Annotated in this window: 23 protein-coding genes; 17 read left to right on the top strand and 6 right to left on the bottom strand. The window is 50.2% G+C overall.

Translation table 11 applies throughout. The annotated features are described in order from the left end of the window. Nucleotides 1-3 precede the first annotated feature (3 nt). From rplO to E0L21_RS23555, 11 genes are all read left to right on the top strand, one after another. Nucleotides 4-438, top strand: coding sequence for a 50S ribosomal protein L15 (gene rplO / locus E0L21_RS23605; protein WP_131413689.1), 435 nt, complete (start codon nt 4-6; stop codon nt 436-438). A gap of 7 nt (nt 439-445) precedes the next feature. Beyond that, complete coding sequence (secY, locus tag E0L21_RS23600; RefSeq protein ID WP_007369823.1) at nt 446-1777, top strand: preprotein translocase subunit SecY; 1332 nt, start codon at nt 446-448, stop codon at nt 1775-1777. Nucleotides 1778-1807: 30 nt separating this feature from the next. Beyond that, entirely contained in the window at nt 1808-1924 is a 117-nt protein-coding gene (gene rpmJ, locus E0L21_RS23595) for a 50S ribosomal protein L36 (protein ID WP_000868187.1), read from the top strand. Nucleotides 1925-2070: 146 nt separating this feature from the next. Further along, nucleotides 2071-2427 carry a 30S ribosomal protein S13 gene (gene rpsM / locus E0L21_RS23590; protein WP_023479435.1) on the top strand — a complete coding sequence of 119 codons (357 nt, stop codon included), beginning with the start codon at nt 2071-2073 and terminating at the stop codon, nt 2425-2427. 16 nt (nt 2428-2443) lie between these two features. Beyond that, nucleotides 2444-2833: a 30S ribosomal protein S11 gene (rpsK, locus tag E0L21_RS23585; protein ID WP_002919257.1), complete on the top strand. Its 390-nt coding sequence runs from the start codon at nt 2444-2446 to the stop codon at nt 2831-2833. A gap of 34 nt (nt 2834-2867) precedes the next feature. Then, nucleotides 2868-3488, top strand: coding sequence for a 30S ribosomal protein S4 (gene rpsD / locus E0L21_RS23580; RefSeq protein WP_003031138.1), 621 nt, complete (start codon nt 2868-2870; stop codon nt 3486-3488). A 25-nt stretch (nt 3489-3513) separates the two neighbouring features. After that, nucleotides 3514-4503, top strand: a complete 990-nt coding sequence (locus tag E0L21_RS23575) for a DNA-directed RNA polymerase subunit alpha (RefSeq protein WP_007369825.1) — start codon at nt 3514-3516, stop codon at nt 4501-4503. A gap of 40 nt (nt 4504-4543) precedes the next feature. Further along, complete coding sequence (rplQ, locus tag E0L21_RS23570; protein WP_001216372.1) at nt 4544-4930, top strand: 50S ribosomal protein L17; 387 nt, start codon at nt 4544-4546, stop codon at nt 4928-4930. 113 nt (nt 4931-5043) lie between these two features. Beyond that, nucleotides 5044-5412 carry a DnaJ family domain-containing protein gene (locus tag E0L21_RS23565; protein WP_131413688.1) on the top strand — a complete coding sequence of 123 codons (369 nt, stop codon included), beginning with the start codon at nt 5044-5046 and terminating at the stop codon, nt 5410-5412. Nucleotides 5413-5414: 2 nt separating this feature from the next. Next, on the top strand, nt 5415-5846 hold the full coding sequence (zntR, locus tag E0L21_RS23560) for a Zn(2+)-responsive transcriptional regulator (RefSeq protein WP_131413687.1): 432 nt from the start codon (nt 5415-5417) through the stop codon (nt 5844-5846). A gap of 57 nt (nt 5847-5903) precedes the next feature. Next, entirely contained in the window at nt 5904-6116 is a 213-nt protein-coding gene (locus tag E0L21_RS23555; protein WP_131413686.1) for an alternative ribosome-rescue factor A, read from the top strand. Here E0L21_RS23555 and mscL read toward each other — a convergent pair. From mscL to def, 5 genes are all read right to left on the bottom strand, one after another. Beyond that, complete coding sequence (gene mscL / locus E0L21_RS23550) at nt 6113-6526, bottom strand: large-conductance mechanosensitive channel protein MscL (RefSeq protein WP_131413685.1); 414 nt, start codon at nt 6524-6526, stop codon at nt 6113-6115. The genes E0L21_RS23555 and mscL overlap by 4 nt on opposite strands. Nucleotides 6527-6670: 144 nt before the next feature. Continuing rightward, nucleotides 6671-8047, bottom strand: a complete 1377-nt coding sequence (trkA, locus tag E0L21_RS23545; RefSeq protein WP_131413684.1) for a Trk system potassium transporter TrkA — start codon at nt 8045-8047, stop codon at nt 6671-6673. A gap of 22 nt (nt 8048-8069) precedes the next feature. After that, nucleotides 8070-9359, bottom strand: a complete 1290-nt coding sequence (gene rsmB / locus E0L21_RS23540; RefSeq protein WP_131413683.1) for a 16S rRNA (cytosine(967)-C(5))-methyltransferase RsmB — start codon at nt 9357-9359, stop codon at nt 8070-8072. A gap of 44 nt (nt 9360-9403) precedes the next feature. Next, nucleotides 9404-10351, bottom strand: a complete 948-nt coding sequence (fmt, locus tag E0L21_RS23535; RefSeq protein WP_131413682.1) for a methionyl-tRNA formyltransferase — start codon at nt 10349-10351, stop codon at nt 9404-9406. A 21-nt stretch (nt 10352-10372) separates the two neighbouring features. Next, nucleotides 10373-10882 (bottom strand): peptide deformylase, encoded by a 510-nt coding sequence (gene def / locus E0L21_RS23530; RefSeq protein WP_007369833.1) that lies wholly within the window; start codon nt 10880-10882, stop codon nt 10373-10375. Between the two features lie 129 nt (nt 10883-11011). On the opposite strand from def, the gene dprA reads away from it, so the two are divergent. The 6 genes from dprA to E0L21_RS23500 are packed head-to-tail and all read left to right on the top strand — an operon-like array spanning nt 11012 to nt 14804. Next, nucleotides 11012-12136 (top strand): DNA-protecting protein DprA, encoded by a 1125-nt coding sequence (gene dprA, locus E0L21_RS23525; RefSeq protein WP_131413681.1) that lies wholly within the window; start codon nt 11012-11014, stop codon nt 12134-12136. Next, nucleotides 12108-12581, top strand: a complete 474-nt coding sequence (smg, locus tag E0L21_RS23520) for a DUF494 family protein Smg (protein ID WP_017460081.1) — start codon at nt 12108-12110, stop codon at nt 12579-12581. Before dprA ends, smg begins: the two co-directional genes overlap by 29 nt. Nucleotides 12582-12607: 26 nt before the next feature. After that, entirely contained in the window at nt 12608-13165 is a 558-nt protein-coding gene (locus E0L21_RS23515; protein WP_131413680.1) for a DNA topoisomerase family protein, read from the top strand. Next, entirely contained in the window at nt 13155-13727 is a 573-nt protein-coding gene (gene tsaC, locus E0L21_RS23510) for an L-threonylcarbamoyladenylate synthase type 1 TsaC (protein WP_131413679.1), read from the top strand. The genes E0L21_RS23515 and tsaC overlap by 11 nt, the downstream gene beginning before the upstream one ends. A gap of 4 nt (nt 13728-13731) precedes the next feature. Continuing rightward, nucleotides 13732-14550 carry a shikimate dehydrogenase gene (gene aroE, locus E0L21_RS23505; RefSeq protein ID WP_131413678.1) on the top strand — a complete coding sequence of 273 codons (819 nt, stop codon included), beginning with the start codon at nt 13732-13734 and terminating at the stop codon, nt 14548-14550. Next, complete coding sequence (locus tag E0L21_RS23500; RefSeq protein WP_131413677.1) at nt 14547-14804, top strand: DUF1488 family protein; 258 nt, start codon at nt 14547-14549, stop codon at nt 14802-14804. Before aroE ends, E0L21_RS23500 begins: the two co-directional genes overlap by 4 nt. Here the strand turns inward: E0L21_RS23500 and E0L21_RS23495 are convergent. After that, nucleotides 14780-15334, bottom strand: a complete 555-nt coding sequence (locus E0L21_RS23495) for a gamma carbonic anhydrase family protein (protein ID WP_131413676.1) — start codon at nt 15332-15334, stop codon at nt 14780-14782. The genes E0L21_RS23500 and E0L21_RS23495 overlap by 25 nt on opposite strands. Nucleotides 15335-15726: the final 392 nt, after the last annotated feature.

Below are 15726 nucleotides of genomic sequence, written 5' to 3'. Positions count from 1 at the left end.
GAGATGCGTTTAAATACTCTGTCTCCGGCCGAAGGCTCCAAAAAGGCGGGTAAACGCCTGGGTCGTGGTATCGGTTCTGGCCTCGGTAAAACCGGTGGTCGTGGTCACAAAGGTCAGAACTCTCGTTCTGGCGGTGGCGTACGTCGCGGTTTCGAGGGTGGCCAGATGCCACTGTATCGTCGTCTGCCGAAATTCGGTTTCACTTCTCGCAAGGCAATGATTACGGCAGAGATTCGTCTGTCCGATCTGGCTAAAGTAGAAGGCGACGTAGTTGACCTGAACACGCTTAAAGCGGCTAACATTATCGGCATCCAGATCGAGTTCGCGAAAGTGATCCTGGCTGGTGAAGTAGCTCGTCCGGTAACTGTTCGTGGCCTGCGTGTGACGAAAGGCGCTCGTGCTGCTATCGAAGCTGCTGGCGGTAAAATTGAGGAATAAGTAGCAGATGGCTAAGCAACCGGGATTAGATTTTCAAAGTGCCAAGGGTGGAATTGGCGAACTGAAACGCAGACTGCTGTTTGTTATCGGTGCGTTGATTGTGTTCCGTATTGGCTCTTTTATTCCGATCCCTGGTATTGATGCCGCTGTACTTGCCAAACTGCTTGAGCAACAGCGTGGCACCATCATTGAGATGTTTAACATGTTCTCTGGTGGTGCTCTTAGCCGTGCTTCTATCTTTGCATTGGGTATCATGCCGTATATTTCGGCATCGATTATTATCCAACTGTTGACGGTCGTTCATCCGGCCTTGGCAGAGCTGAAGAAAGAAGGGGAGTCTGGTCGTCGCAAGATTAGCCAGTACACCCGCTACGGCACTCTGGTGTTGGCGATATTCCAGTCGATCGGTATTGCTACCGGTTTACCGAATATGCCTGGTATGCAAGGTCTGGTTATGAACCCAGGCTTTGCATTCTACTTCACTGCTGTTGTGAGTCTGGTTACGGGAACTATGTTCCTGATGTGGCTCGGTGAACAGATTACTGAGCGCGGTATCGGCAACGGTATCTCGATCATTATCTTTGCCGGCATTGTGGCGGGTCTTCCGCCAGCCATTGCCCATACTATCGAGCAAGCGCGTCAAGGCGACCTGCACTTCCTCCTGTTGCTGTTGGTTGCAGTATTAGTATTCGCAGTGACGTTCTTTGTTGTTTTTGTTGAACGTGGTCAACGCCGCATTGTGGTGAACTATGCAAAACGTCAGCAAGGTCGTCGTGTCTATGCTGCTCAGAGCACACATTTACCGCTGAAAGTGAATATGGCGGGGGTAATCCCGGCAATCTTCGCTTCCAGTATTATTCTGTTCCCTGCAACCATCGCGTCATGGTTTGGGGGCGGTACTGGTTGGAACTGGCTGACAACAATTTCGCTGTATTTGCAGCCTGGGCAACCGCTTTATGTGTTACTCTATGCGTCTGCAATCATCTTCTTCTGTTTCTTCTATACGGCGTTGGTTTTCAACCCGCGAGAAACAGCAGATAACCTGAAGAAGTCCGGTGCATTTGTACCAGGAATTCGGCCGGGAGAGCAAACGGCGAAGTATATCGATAAAGTAATGACACGCCTGACTTTAGTTGGTGCGCTTTATATTACTTTTATTTGCCTGATCCCGGAGTTCATGCGTGATGCGATGAAAGTGCCGTTCTACTTTGGTGGGACTTCGCTGCTTATCGTTGTTGTCGTGATTATGGACTTTATGGCTCAAGTGCAAACTCTGATGATGTCCAGTCAGTATGAGTCTGCCTTGAAGAAGGCGAACCTGAAAGGCTATGGCCGTTAATGGTCGCCCGAGAAGTTACGGAGAGTAAAAATGAAAGTTCGTGCTTCCGTCAAGAAATTATGCCGTAACTGCAAAATCGTTAAACGTGATGGCGTCATCCGCGTGATTTGCAGTGCCGAGCCGAAACATAAACAGCGCCAAGGCTGATTATTTCGCATATTTTTCTTGCAAAGTTGGGTTGAGCTGGCTAGATTAGCCAGCCAATCTTTTGTATGTCTGTACGTATCCATTTGAGTATCCTGAAAACGGGCTTTTCAGCATGGTGCGTGCAAGTAAAATTATAGGAGTGCATAGTGGCCCGTATAGCAGGCATTAACATTCCTGATCAGAAACATGCTGTGATCGCGTTAACTTCGATCTATGGCGTCGGTAAAACCCGCTCCCAAGCCATTCTGGCTGCTGCGGGCATCGCTGAAAATGTTAAGATCAGTGAGCTGTCTGAAGAACAAATCGACACGCTGCGTGACGAAGTTGCCAAATTTGTCGTTGAAGGTGATCTGCGCCGTGAAGTTAGCATGAGCATCAAGCGCCTGATGGATCTTGGTTGCTATCGCGGTTTGCGTCATCGTCGTGGTCTCCCGGTTCGCGGTCAGCGTACCAAGACCAACGCACGTACCCGTAAGGGTCCGCGCAAACCGATCAAGAAATAATCGGGGTGATTGAATAATGGCAAAGGCACCAATTCGCGCACGTAAACGTGTAAGAAAACAAGTCTCTGACGGCGTGGCTCATATCCATGCTTCTTTCAACAACACCATCGTTACTATTACTGATCGTCAGGGTAACGCACTGGGTTGGGCAACAGCCGGTGGTTCCGGTTTCCGTGGTTCTCGCAAATCCACTCCGTTTGCAGCTCAGGTTGCAGCAGAGCGTTGCGCTGAAGCCGTAAAAGAATACGGTATCAAGAATCTGGAAGTTATGGTTAAGGGACCGGGTCCGGGCCGCGAATCTACTATTCGTGCTCTGAACGCCGCTGGTTTCCGCATCACTAATATTACTGATGTGACTCCGATCCCTCACAACGGTTGTCGTCCGCCGAAAAAACGTCGCGTATAACGCGTTCGTTTTCTAGGATTGTTGGAGAAAGAAAATGGCAAGATATTTGGGTCCTAAGCTCAAGCTGAGCCGTCGTGAGGGCACAGACCTGTTCCTTAAGTCTGGCGTTCGCGCGATCGATACCAAGTGTAAAATTGAACAAGCTCCTGGCCAGCACGGTGCGCGTAAACCGCGTCTGTCTGACTATGGTGTGCAGTTGCGTGAAAAGCAAAAAGTTCGCCGTATTTACGGTGTGCTGGAGCGTCAGTTCCGTAACTACTACAAAGAAGCAGCACGTCTGAAAGGCAACACCGGTGAAAACCTGTTGGGTCTGCTGGAAGGTCGTCTGGACAACGTTGTATACCGTATGGGCTTCGGCGCCACTCGTGCTGAAGCACGCCAGCTGGTTAGCCACAAAGCAATCATGGTAAACGGTCGTGTTGTTAACATCGCTTCTTATCAGGTTAGTCCGAATGACGTTGTTAGCATTCGTGAGAAAGCGAAAAAGCAGTCTCGCGTGAAAGCCGCTCTGGAGCTGGCTGAGCAGCGTGAAAAGCCAACCTGGCTGGAAGTTGATGCTGGCAAGATGGAAGGCACGTTCAAGCGTAAGCCGGAGCGTTCTGATCTGTCTGCGGACATTAACGAACACCTGATCGTCGAGCTTTACTCCAAGTAAAGCTTAGTACCAAAGAGAGGACACAATGCAGGGTTCTGTGACAGAGTTTCTAAAACCGCGCCTGGTAGATATCGAGCAAGTGAGTTCGACGCACGCCAAGGTGACCCTTGAGCCTTTAGAGCGTGGCTTTGGCCATACTCTGGGTAACGCACTGCGCCGTATTCTGCTCTCATCGATGCCGGGTTGCGCGGTGACTGAGGTTGAGATTGATGGTGTACTTCATGAGTACAGCACCAAAGAAGGCGTTCAGGAAGATATCCTTGAAATCCTGCTCAACCTGAAAGGGCTGGCGGTGAGAGTTCAGGGTAAAGATGATGTTATTCTTACTCTGAATAAATCTGGCATTGGCCCTGTGACCGCAGCCGACATTACCCACGACGGTGATGTCGAAATCGTCAAGCCGCAGCATGTGATCTGCCACCTGACCGATGAGAACGCATCTATCAATATGCGTATCAAAGTTCAGCGCGGTCGTGGTTATGTTCCGGCGTCTGCCCGAATTCATTCGGAAGAAGATGAGCGCCCAATCGGCCGTCTGCTCGTTGACGCCTGCTACAGCCCTGTAGAGCGTATTGCCTACAATGTTGAAGCAGCACGTGTTGAACAGCGTACCGACCTGGACAAGCTGGTCATCGAAATGGAAACCAACGGCACAATCGATCCTGAAGAGGCGATTCGTCGTGCGGCAACCATTCTGGCTGAACAACTTGAAGCTTTCGTTGATTTACGTGATGTACGTCAGCCGGAAGTTAAAGAAGAGAAACCAGAATTCGATCCGATTCTGCTGCGCCCTGTTGACGATCTGGAATTGACTGTCCGCTCTGCTAACTGCCTCAAGGCAGAAGCTATCCACTATATCGGTGATCTGGTACAGCGTACCGAGGTTGAGTTGCTGAAAACGCCGAACCTGGGTAAAAAATCTCTTACTGAGATTAAAGACGTGCTGGCCTCCCGCGGTCTGTCTCTGGGCATGCGCCTGGAAAACTGGCCGCCGGCAAGCATTGCTGACGAGTAACCGGATCACAGGTTAAGGTTTTACTGAGAAGGATAAGGTCATGCGCCATCGTAAGAGTGGTCGTCAACTGAACCGCAACAGCAGCCATCGCCAGGCCATGTTCCGTAACATGGCAGGTTCTTTGGTTCGTCATGAGATCATCAAGACGACCCTGCCGAAAGCGAAAGAGCTGCGTCGCGTAGTTGAGCCGCTGATTACTCTTGCCAAGACGGATAGCGTTGCTAATCGTCGTCTGGCATTCGCCCGCACTCGTGATAACGAGATCGTGGCAAAACTGTTTAACGAGCTGGGCCCGCGTTTCGCGAGCCGTGCCGGTGGTTACACTCGTATTCTGAAGTGTGGCTTCCGTGCTGGTGACAACGCGCCGATGGCATACATCGAGCTGGTTGATCGCTCTGAATCGAAAGCAGAAGCTGCTGCAGAGTAATCTGTAGTAACGTAAAGAAACCCGCTCCGGCGGGTTTTTTTATATCAGTAGTACAACCTCTTCCTTACAATAGACTACATGTATCTTTTTTGTTCATTTCCTCGTGAGCCGTTATGTGGTTACTTGATCAGTGGGCAGAACGCCATATTCTCAATGCTCAGCAAAAAGGTGAATTTGATAATCTACCCGGCAGCGGTGAGCCGTTGTTGTTGGATGATGATTCTCATGTCCCTGCGGAGCTCCGCGCTGGGTATCGCTTACTGAAAAATGCGGGCTGCCTGCCCCCAGAACTGGAATACCGTAAAGAAGCCGTGATGCTTATCGATCTGCTCAATAGCGTGCAGCACGATCATCCAGATTTCCAGGTATTGCATCGCCGTTTGTCATTACTGGAAATGAAACTCCGCCAGGCAGGATTAAGTACTGATTTTCTGCGAGGTGATTATGCAGCTAAACTACAGCAAAAAATTAATGAGGAGTAATCATGTACCGCATTGGTGAAATAGCGAAACTCGCAGAGGTCACGCCAGATACGATCCGCTACTATGAAAAACAGCAAATGATGGATCATGAAGTCAGGACGGAAGGCGGGTTTCGTCTCTATACGGAAAAGGATCTGCAACGGCTCAAATTCATTCGTCATGCCCGACAATTAGGATTTACCCTCGAATCAATCCGTGAACTGTTATCGATCCGTATTGATCCTGAACATCACACCTGCCAGGAGTCGAAGAGTATTGTGCAGGCTAGACTGGGCGAGGTTGAAGCTCGCATTGAAGAGTTACAATCCATGCGTCGCTCGTTGCAAAAACTGAACGATGCATGTTGTGGTACAGCCCATAGCAGCGTTTATTGTTCTATTCTCGAAGCGCTTGAACTGGGAGCAAGTGGTAACCCGACCCCAATGGCCTGTTGATCTTCTGCGCAGAGAGATCTACACTCCGGCCGTTTTAATACACAATCTGGAGACGTTATGAGCCGCTATCAACATACTAAAGGGCAGATCAACGATAACGCTGTTGAAGCTTTGTTACATGATCCACTATTTCGCCAACGTATAGAGAAAAACAAGAAAGGGAAAGGAAGTTATTTACGGAAAGGCAAACACGCAAATAAAGGCTTTCAGGAGGCCAGTGGCAAGCAAGCGAATCGCTTATTTACCACTGGCCTTCTTGCATTTGCTTAGCTGCGATTGTTTTGCTCTTTCAGCAAGTCGCGAATTTCACTCAGCAACACTTCCTCTTTACTCGGTGCCGGTGGTGCTTTCGGTTCTTCTTCCTGCTTACGTTTCAGCTTATTGATCAGCTTAATCGCAATGAAAATCGCAAAAGCGACAATGATGAAGTCAAAGATGTTCTGAATAAACACGCCGTAGTGCATGACGACAGCGGGAACGTCGCCCTGCGCGCCGCGTAGCGTCCAGGCAAACGACTTGAAATCTATCCCGCCAATTAATAACCCCAGCGGCGGCATAATGATATCGGCAACCAACGACGACACAATTTTGCCGAAAGCTGCACCGATGATGACACCAACTGCCAAATCCACCACATTTCCGCGCATTGCAAATTCACGGAACTCTTTCAAAATACTCATATCCCTTCTCCATGTGCAGACTGTCGCATTAAGTCTAACAAATTACCGATCAATTTCCATTTGGGCAGAGTGATTGTGATGGTTTCTTAAACCCTGACAAAAGAAGGGAATAATGCCCGGGCGCAGATAATTGCGCCTGGGTTATTACAGGAAGAATGGACTTGGCTGGAATAGGCGTTCGACGTCCGTGATATATTTTTTGTCCGTTAAAAACATAATCACATGGTCGCCTTGCTCGATACGCAAATTATCATTGGCAATCATGACATCATTTCCACGCACCACTGCACCGATAATTGTGCCTGGCGGCAATTTAATTTCATCAATAACGCGGCCGACGACGCGGGATGTCGTTTCGTCTCCGTGTGCAACCGCTTCAATCGCTTCTGCGACACCACGACGTAACGATGAAACGCCAACGATATCCGCTTTACGCACATGGCTAAGCAGAGCGGAAATCGTCGCCTGTTGCGGAGATATGGCGATATCAATCACACTGCCCTGAACCAAATCGACATAAGCGCGGCGCTGAATGAGCACCATGACTTTTTTGGCCCCCATCCGTTTGGCTAACATCGCAGACATGATGTTGGCTTCGTCGTCATTGGTGACAGCAATAAAGAGATCCACTTGATCGATATGCTCTTCGTCCAGTAATTCTTGATCTGAGGCGTCGCCATAAAAAACGATCGTATTTTGCAGCTTCTCGGCCAACTCCGCAGCACGTTGTTGATCGCGCTCGATCAGCTTCACGCTGTAGTCTTTTTCCAACTGGCGAGCCAGACCGGCACCGATATTACCACCGCCAACCAACATAATGCGTTTATACGGTTTTTCCAGCCGCTGAAGTTCACTCATAACGGCACGGATGTGCTGCGATGCGGCAATAAAAAATACCTCATCACCTGCTTCAACAATCGTTGATCCTTGCGGACGAATAGGTCTGTCGTGGCGAAAAATGGCTGCAACGCGAGTATCAATATGCGGCATATGTTCACGCATTGTTGACAACGCATTACCAACCAATGGGCCACCATAATATGCTTTCACCACCGCAAGACTGACTTTGCCTTCGGCAAAATTCACTACCTGCAATGCGCCGGGATATTCGATGAGGCGGTAAATACTGTCGATAACCAATTGCTCCGGCGCGATCAGATGATCAATAGGAACGGCTTCTGAGTGAAAAAGCTTATCCGCGTCGCGAACGTAATCTGGCGAGCGGATGCGGGCGATACGGTTCGGTGTGTTAAACAGCGAGTAAGCGACCTGACAGGCAACCATATTGGTTTCATCCGAGCTGGTCACCGCAACCAGCATGTCGGCATCGTCAGCGCCTGCTTCGCGTAGCACGCGGGGGTGAGAACCGTGGCCTTGTACGACGCGGAGATCGAACTTGTCCTGCAAACTACGCAGACGGTCGCCATTAGTATCAACAACGGTAATATCGTTATTCTCTCCGACCAGGTTTTCTGCTAGCGTTCCACCAACCTGCCCTGCACCCAGAATAATTATTTTCATCTGTTGTGACCCGTTGTTTCCATCACTGTTTAATTATCTTAGCGTAAAAGAAACCATCGCCTTCTTCCGCACCAGGAAGCTTCTGCAAACCTGGATTTTCCGGTGTACCCGTTTCGTCCAACTGCGCATCAGTTGTGCGTTTGAGAAAGGCGGCGACCTGCTGACTGTTCTCTTCTGGCAAGATGGAGCATGTTGCATACACCAGCGTACCACCTGGTTTCAAATGTGGCCAAATAGCATCCAGAATTTGCGATTGCAACTGCGCTAGCTCCGGAATATCACGATCGCGACGCAGCCATTTGATATCTGGGTGGCGTCGAATAACACCCGTTGCTGAGCATGGAGCATCCAGCAGGATACGATCGAATTGTTCATCACCGCACCATTGCTCTGGGAAACGTCCATCGCCCTGTTTCACTTGCGCTTTCATACCCAGTCGTTTCAGGTTGTCGTAAACGCGCGACAACCGTTGATCATCAATATCTACCGCCAATACGTTAGCCTCTGGAGCAGCTTCGAGTATATGGGTGGTTTTGCCACCGGGCGCTGCACACAGATCGAGAATGCGTTCACCGTTTTTTGGGGTAAGGAAAGCAATGCAGCCCTGAGCAGAAGCGTCCTGTACGGTAACCCAACCCTCGGCAAAACCCGGCAGAGCCGTAACAGGCGCCGGACTTGCCATGCGCACAGCATCGGGGTAATCCGTATGTGGGAATCCTTGCAACCCGGCTTCTTCCAGCAATACTAACCAGCTATCGCGTGAATTGTGCTGACGATTCACACGCAGCCACATCGGCGGTCGCTGATTGCTGGCTTCGACAATCTGTTGCCATTGGTGTGGATAGGCCTTTTGCACACGGTTTAACAGCCACTTCGGGAACAGAAAATGATTTTCGCTTTGGGCGAACTCTGACAGTAATTCTTCCTGTTGACGCTGGAACTGCCGCAATACACCGTTAATCAAGCCTTTAAGCTGCGGGCGCTTAATCACCACCGCACCTTCAACGGTTTCCGCTAGTGCAGCATGTGCAGGGATGCGCGTATGCAGAAGCTGATAAAACCCAACCATGATCAGATAGTGCACCGTACGCTGCTTGCCCGTCATTGGGCGTGACATCAATTTATTGATGAGCCAGTCGAGCTGGGGCAATACGCGCAAAACACCAAAGCACAACTCTTGCAGCAGCGCTTTATCTTTGTCGGAAACTTTTTGTTGCAACGGCGGCAGGATATTGCTGAGCGATTGCCCTTGTTCTATGACCTGCTCAACTGCCTGTGCAGCCATACTGCGTAAATTTATTTGTTTTTTCATCGCGATAAAAATAAAAATGCCCGGCAAGCCGGGCTGAAATGCTCTTAAGCCAGATGGTTGCCAGGGACAAACCATTCCCGCCGTGAATTCAGCAGATCCTGCGCGCTCATGGCTTTCTTACCGGCAGGCTGCAGTGATTCAAGATTCAATATTCCGTCGGCAGTTGCAACCTGAATACCCGCTTTCGACGTTTCCACGATCGTGCCGGGTTTCTCTGTTGGCTTAGACGGAATAACCGACGCTTTCCAGACCTTCACCGGTTGCTCATCAACCACAAACCAGCTCATTGGCCAGGGATTGAAGGCACGAATGCATCGTTCAAGCTGGGCGGCGCTGAGCGACCAGTCTAGGCGTGCTTCTTCTTTGCTGAGCTTCTCTGCGTAAGTGACCTGCGTTTCGTCTTGCACCTGAGGTTGTGCTGTGCCCTGAGCAAGCTGTTGCAGCGTCGCAATTAACCCCTGCGGACCGAGCTCTGCCAGTTTGTCATACAGCGTGGCGCTGGTGTCTTCTTCGGTAATCGGGCATGCGAGTTTAAACAACATGTCGCCAGTATCCAGGCCCACATCCATTTGCATGATAGTGACGCCAGTTTCTGCATCGCCTGCCCAGAGTGAGCGCTGAATAGGCGCCGCGCCACGCCAGCGTGGTAGCAGTGAACCGTGGACATTAATACAACCCAGGCGCGGCATGACCAGTACTGCTTTTGGCAGGATCAGACCGTATGCCACCACCACCATCACATCGGCGTTGAGGCTGGCAACCAACTGCTGGTTTTCCTCTGCACGTAACGATGCGGGTTGAAACACCTGCAGGCCTTTTTCTTCCGCCAGCACTTTTACTGGGCTTGGCATCAGCTTTTTACCGCGGCCAGCAGGTCGGTCTGGCTGGGTGAAAACCCCCACCACCTGATGCTCAGAAGACAACAGCGCGTCAAGATGACGCGCTGCAAAATCCGGAGTGCCGGCGAAAATAATACGTAGAGAATCTGACACGTTTATCCTTTTCAGCCCGTTTTATGCGCGGGCGTTCATGCGATCCAGTTTTTCAACTTTCTGGCGAATGCGCTGACGTTTCATCGGCGACAGGTAATCAATAAACAGCTTACCTACCAAATGATCCATCTCGTGCTGGATGCAGATCGCCAGAAGACCGTCGGCTTCCAGTTCGAATGTTTTTCCGTCACGATCCAGTGCGCGGATTTTTACCTTCTCGGCTCGAGGTACCAGCGCACGTTGTTCCGGAATAGACAGGCAACCTTCTTCAATGCCTGTTTCCCCGCTTTTTTCCAGCAGTTCGGGGTTAATCAACACTAATTGCTCATCGCGATTTTCGGAAACGTCGATCACGATGATGCGCTGGTGAATATCAACTTGCGTTGCTGCCAGACCAATACCTTCTTCTGCGTACATCGTTTCAAACATATCATCGACGATACGTTGAATGTCCGCATTCACTTCTTTTACCGGCTCGGCGACTTTGCGAAGGCGCTCGTCCGGAATATGTAACACATGCAAAACTGCCATAAATATCCAGAGTCGTGTTCAGGAGTTGGTGAGAATATTACCTCTATTCTAGACAAATCCCCCCGCGATTGACAGCATCAGTGACTAATCGCAAGGATTGCTACAGCGGCTTATGGCAGGGGATAAAGGATGACAAGCACGGAGATTTGGCTGCGGTTGTTACAGGTGACCACGCTATGTGGCGATCAATGGCTGAATGCAGCACAGTGGCTGGAACAAAACCATAACGCCTCCTTCGCTGAACTCCGACTCATCGGATTTACAGAAGCGCAGACGCAGCGCTTTTTTTCTCTTTCTGCGTGTGAGCTTGAAAAGAGCCTTCACTGGCTTGCACAACCCGGTAATCATTTAATTATTGCCAGCGATCCGGCGTACCCTGCTCCTTTACGCGCTATTACTGATTTCCCCGGTGCTATTTTTGTCAAAGGTAATCCAGCGGTACTGGCTACACAGCAACTGGCCGTTGTCGGGAGCCGTGCACATTCATGGTATGGCGAGCGGTGGGGGCGGATTTTTTGTGAAGTACTCGCCCGTGCGGGGTTAACGATTACCAGTGGCATGGCGTTGGGGATCGACAGCGTGGCTCACCACGCTGCTTTACAGGTTAAAGGAAACAGTATTGGTGTACTGGGGAATGGTCTATACAGCCTTTATCCGCGTAAGCATGCTTCTCTTGCCGCTGAAGTAATTGAAAGTGGTGGTGCATTAGTATCTGAATTTCCCCTCGCGGCTACGCCAAAGCCGGGTAATTTTCCGCGCCGCAACCGTATCATCAGTGGCCTCAGTCGTGGGGTACTGGTTGTTGAAGCCGCTTTGCGTAGCGGTTCGCTGGTGACTGCGCGGATTGCGCTTGAACAAGGCCGTGATGTTTTTGCATTACCCGGCCCTATTGGTAGCCCTGGCAGCGAAGGACCACATTGGTTAATCAAGCAAGGGGCAATACCTGTAACATCTGCTGATGAGATCCTCGAAAATTTGCAATATGGGCTGAATTGGTTGCCTGACGTACGCGAAAATGCAATTTATTCTCCAGATCAAGAAGAGGTGGCATTGCCATTTCCTGAGCTCCTGGCTAACGTAGGAGATGAGGTAACACCTGTTGACGTCGTCGCTGAACGTGCCGGCCAACCTGTGCCAGTCATCGCAGCTCAGTTGCTTGAACTGGAGTTAGCAGGATGGATCGCAGCTGTACCCGGCGGCTATGTCCGATTGAGGAGGGCAAGCCATGTTCGACGTACTAATGTACTTGTTTGAGACTTACATCCATAACGAAGCGGAATTGCGTGTGGATCAGGACAAACTGGAACGGGATCTTACCGACGCCGGATTTGATCGTGAAGACATCTACAACGCACTTTTATGGCTGGAAAAACTGGCTGATTATCAGGAAGGCCTTGCCGAACCGATGCAGCTTGCTTCTGATCCGCTTTCTGTCCGTATTTATACGGCTGAAGAGTGTGAAAGGCTGGATGCCAGTTGCCGGGGATTCTTGTTATTCCTGGAGCAGATTCAGGTGCTAAACCTCGAAACGCGAGAAATGGTGATTGAACGTGTGCTGGCGCTGGATACGGCAGAGTTCGAGTTAGAAGACCTAAAATGGGTCATTCTGATGGTTCTCTTCAATATCCCTGGGTGTGAAAACGCCTACCAGCAAATGGAAGAATTACTCTTTGAAGCGAATGAAGGTATGCTGCACTAATCATTTTTGCAGCTTCAAGAGTCGTTATGGCCAAATCAGCACTCTTTTCGGTGCGTAATAATGAGCCCTGCCCACAATGCGGGGCTGAACTTGTTATCCGTTCCGGGAAACATGGTCCTTTTCTCGGATGCTCTCATTATCCTGAATGCGATTATGTTCGCCCGCTGAAAAGCCTGGCGGATGGACATATAGTTAAAGTTCTGGACGGGCAGCAGTGCCCCGTGTGTGGGGCCGCGCTAGTCTTGCGTCAGGGACGTTTCGGGATGTTCATTGGGTGCAGCCAGTATCCTGAGTGTGAACATACTGAAATGATTGATAAGCCCGACGATACCGCAATCACTTGCCCACAGTGTCGAAGCGGGAGCCTTGTTCAACGCCGCTCCCGATATGGTAAGACGTTTTATTCCTGCGATCGTTACCCTGATTGCCAGTTCGTTATTAATTTCAAACCGGTGGCGGGTGAATGTCTTGTATGTCACTACCCGCTACTTATCGAGAAGAAAACCGCGCAAGGCGTGAAACGCTTCTGCGCCAGTAAACAATGTGGACAGCCGGTAACGGCGGAACAAACTCGTGAAAAATAACCTGCCAACAGATCCTATCGCTGCGGCGGTAGGGCTCCTAAATAAAGAACACGTCATCGCTTATCCAACAGAAGCTGTTTTCGGTGTCGGCTGCGACCCGGACAGTGAGATTGCTGTTCATCGCTTGCTTGAACTAAAACAACGGCCGGTTGATAAAGGCCTCATCCTTATCGCTGCCAGTTTTGATCAACTCAAACGCTACATTGATGACAGCATGCTGACCGACGAGCAGCGTCAGACGATTTTTGCCTGCTGGCCTGGGCCGGTAACGTTTGTCTTCCCGGCGAAACCGAACACGCCGCGCTGGCTAACCGGGCGCTTTGACTCGCTGGCCGTGCGCGTGACCGATCATCAAACGGTGATTGCGCTGTGTGAGGCTTATGGAAAACCGCTGGTATCAACGAGCGCTAATTTATCGGGCTTGCCGCCTTGCAGAACAGCGCAGGAAGTTATCGATCAATTTGGTCCAGATTTCCCGGTCGTTGATGCCCCGACCGGAGGCCGGCAAAATCCTTCTGAAATTCGTGACGCCCTTACCGGCGAACTTTTCCGTCAGGGGTAACTGTATGGAATCCTATGCCGTCTTTGGCAATCCTATTGCGCACAGCAAGTCTCCGTTTATTCATCAGCAATTTGCTCAGCAACTGGGTATTGAACATTCTTATGGTCGAGTTCTGGCTCCGGTGGATGGCTTTGTGCAGACGCTGGATGCTTTTTTTGCCGCTGGTGGAAAAGGTGCGAATGTTACCGTGCCTTTTAAAGAGCAAGCGTTTTCTCGTGCGAACGAACTCACTGAACGTGCAGCGATGGCTGGGGCGGTAAACACGCTTAAACGCCTTGAAGATGGTCGATTGCTGGGCGATAACACGGATGGGATAGGCTTGTTGAGCGATCTCGAACGCCTCTCTTTTATCCGCCCGGGGATTCGCATTCTGCTTATAGGCGCGGGTGGGGCAGCGCGCGGCGTTATTCTTCCTTTACTGTCGCTGGATTGTGCCGTAACGGTTACCAACCGCACTTTTTCTAAGGCGCAAATGTTGGCTAAGCTCTTTGCTCACATCGGTAGTATTGATGCTGTTGCTATGGATAATTTAGCGAGCCATGCATTCGATTTGATCATTAACGCGACTTCCAGTGGGATTGGTGGGGAGACCCCCGCGTTACCGAATGCGCTTATTCATCCCGAGCTTTATTGCTATGACATGTTTTATCAGAAAGGATCGACGCCATTTCTGAGTTGGTGTGAAAATTCAGGTGCGAAAAAATGTGCGGATGGTTTAGGCATGTTGGTCGGGCAGGCTGCGCATGCGGTGTTGCTATGGCATGGTGTATTGCCGGATGTTGAGCCGGTAATCAATCTGCTGAAACTGGAACTGGCAAAATGAATCAGGCTATTCAGTTTCCGGATCGCGAAGGGTGGGATGATACGACCGGTGCTGTTTGCTTTCCGGCATTGGTCAATGGTATGCAAATTACTTGCGCCATCAAAGGCGATACACTGGCAAAGCGCTTTGGTGGCGAAACGCCAGAACACTTTCTGGCGGTATTTTGTGAACATCGTTGGGATCTGGAAGATGAGGCGGAACATTTGATCCGCCAGCAAGAAGAGGATGATCAGGGAATTGTCTGGTTATCTTGATCCAGATATTCATCTTTCCATTTCACGTAATTCCTGGCTGAGTACTTCAACCCTTCAAGCTCCGCTTCCGTCAGGGGGCGGATTTGTTTTACCGGACTGCCCAGATAAAGATAGCCACTTTCCAGACGTTTATTTTGGGGGACCAGGCTACCTGCGCCGATCATCACATCATCTTCAACAATAGCCCCGTCGAGCAAGATTGATCCCATGCCGACGAGTACACGATTACCAATAACGCAGCCATGCAACATCACTTTATGCCCAACAGTAACATCTTCACCAATGAACAGCGGATCGCCTTCAGGGTTATAAGAGGATTTGTGCGTGACATGCAGAACGCTGCCGTCTTGAATGTTGCTGCGTGCGCCGATCTCAACATAATTCACATCACCGCGAATCACGACTAATGGCCAAATACCCACATCGTCAGCGATTCTGACGTCACCAATCACCACGCTGGTGGCGTCAATCATTACCCGCTGGCCTATTTGGGGCCGCAGATCCTTATAAGGACGTAAAACGGTAGACATAATTACCTCATCAAAAACAGGCCGAGATAATGACTTTGATTGCAGGAAAGGCCTTCTGCAACCCTTTTCCCCACCATTATTTGAGCAGATCGTACGGGATCGCAGCGAAAAGAATGAAAAAACAGCATTCAGAAAAAAAGATCGCAAAAAGACTTGTGCAAAAAATTGGGATCCCTATAATGCGCCTCCGTTGACCCGACAACGTGAATCACTTCGCGAGATAGTCGAGAAAACGAAAGAGAAAAAATCCTGAGATTCAGGGTTGACTCTGAAAGAGGAAAGCGTAATATACGCCACCTCGCGACAGAGCGCTAAGGCGCGTCGCAACTGCTCTTTAACAATTTATCAGACAATCTGTGTGGGCACTCAGGGTGACTGGATTCTTGATGTCT

The organism is Kosakonia quasisacchari (assembly GCF_004331415.1).
Taxonomy (GTDB): Bacteria; Pseudomonadota; Gammaproteobacteria; order Enterobacterales; family Enterobacteriaceae; genus Kosakonia; species Kosakonia quasisacchari.
Note: the sequence above shows the minus strand (reverse complement) of the source record. Positions and strands in the feature narration are given on the sequence as shown.

Bases quoted from the DNA above. Each gene is read 5' to 3' on its own strand.
- rpsK (WP_002919257.1), top strand. From the start codon at position 2,444: ATGGCAAAGGCACCAATTCGCGCACGTAAACGTGTAAGAAAACAAGTC.
- E0L21_RS23495 (WP_131413676.1), bottom strand. From the start codon at position 15,334: ATGTCTACCGTTTTACGTCCTTATAAGGATCTGCGGCCCCAAATAGGC.
- E0L21_RS23515 (WP_131413680.1), top strand. From the start codon at position 12,608: ATGGCCAAATCAGCACTCTTTTCGGTGCGTAATAATGAGCCCTGCCCA.
- E0L21_RS23575 (WP_007369825.1), top strand. From the start codon at position 3,514: ATGCAGGGTTCTGTGACAGAGTTTCTAAAACCGCGCCTGGTAGATATC.
- rpmJ (WP_000868187.1), top strand. From the start codon at position 1,808: ATGAAAGTTCGTGCTTCCGTCAAGAAATTATGCCGTAACTGCAAAATC.
- rplO (WP_131413689.1), top strand. From the start codon at position 4: ATGCGTTTAAATACTCTGTCTCCGGCCGAAGGCTCCAAAAAGGCGGGT.
- smg (WP_017460081.1), top strand. From the start codon at position 12,108: ATGTTCGACGTACTAATGTACTTGTTTGAGACTTACATCCATAACGAA.
- def (WP_007369833.1), bottom strand. From the start codon at position 10,882: ATGGCAGTTTTGCATGTGTTACATATTCCGGACGAGCGCCTTCGCAAA.
- E0L21_RS23555 (WP_131413686.1), top strand. From the start codon at position 5,904: ATGAGCCGCTATCAACATACTAAAGGGCAGATCAACGATAACGCTGTT.
- rpsD (WP_003031138.1), top strand. From the start codon at position 2,868: ATGGCAAGATATTTGGGTCCTAAGCTCAAGCTGAGCCGTCGTGAGGGC.
- mscL (WP_131413685.1), bottom strand. From the start codon at position 6,526: ATGAGTATTTTGAAAGAGTTCCGTGAATTTGCAATGCGCGGAAATGTG.
- E0L21_RS23565 (WP_131413688.1), top strand. From the start codon at position 5,044: ATGTGGTTACTTGATCAGTGGGCAGAACGCCATATTCTCAATGCTCAG.
- secY (WP_007369823.1), top strand. From the start codon at position 446: ATGGCTAAGCAACCGGGATTAGATTTTCAAAGTGCCAAGGGTGGAATT.
- aroE (WP_131413678.1), top strand. From the start codon at position 13,732: ATGGAATCCTATGCCGTCTTTGGCAATCCTATTGCGCACAGCAAGTCT.
- dprA (WP_131413681.1), top strand. From the start codon at position 11,012: ATGACAAGCACGGAGATTTGGCTGCGGTTGTTACAGGTGACCACGCTA.
- E0L21_RS23500 (WP_131413677.1), top strand. From the start codon at position 14,547: ATGAATCAGGCTATTCAGTTTCCGGATCGCGAAGGGTGGGATGATACG.
- rplQ (WP_001216372.1), top strand. From the start codon at position 4,544: ATGCGCCATCGTAAGAGTGGTCGTCAACTGAACCGCAACAGCAGCCAT.
- zntR (WP_131413687.1), top strand. From the start codon at position 5,415: ATGTACCGCATTGGTGAAATAGCGAAACTCGCAGAGGTCACGCCAGAT.
- rsmB (WP_131413683.1), bottom strand. From the start codon at position 9,359: ATGAAAAAACAAATAAATTTACGCAGTATGGCTGCACAGGCAGTTGAG.
- trkA (WP_131413684.1), bottom strand. From the start codon at position 8,047: ATGAAAATAATTATTCTGGGTGCAGGGCAGGTTGGTGGAACGCTAGCA.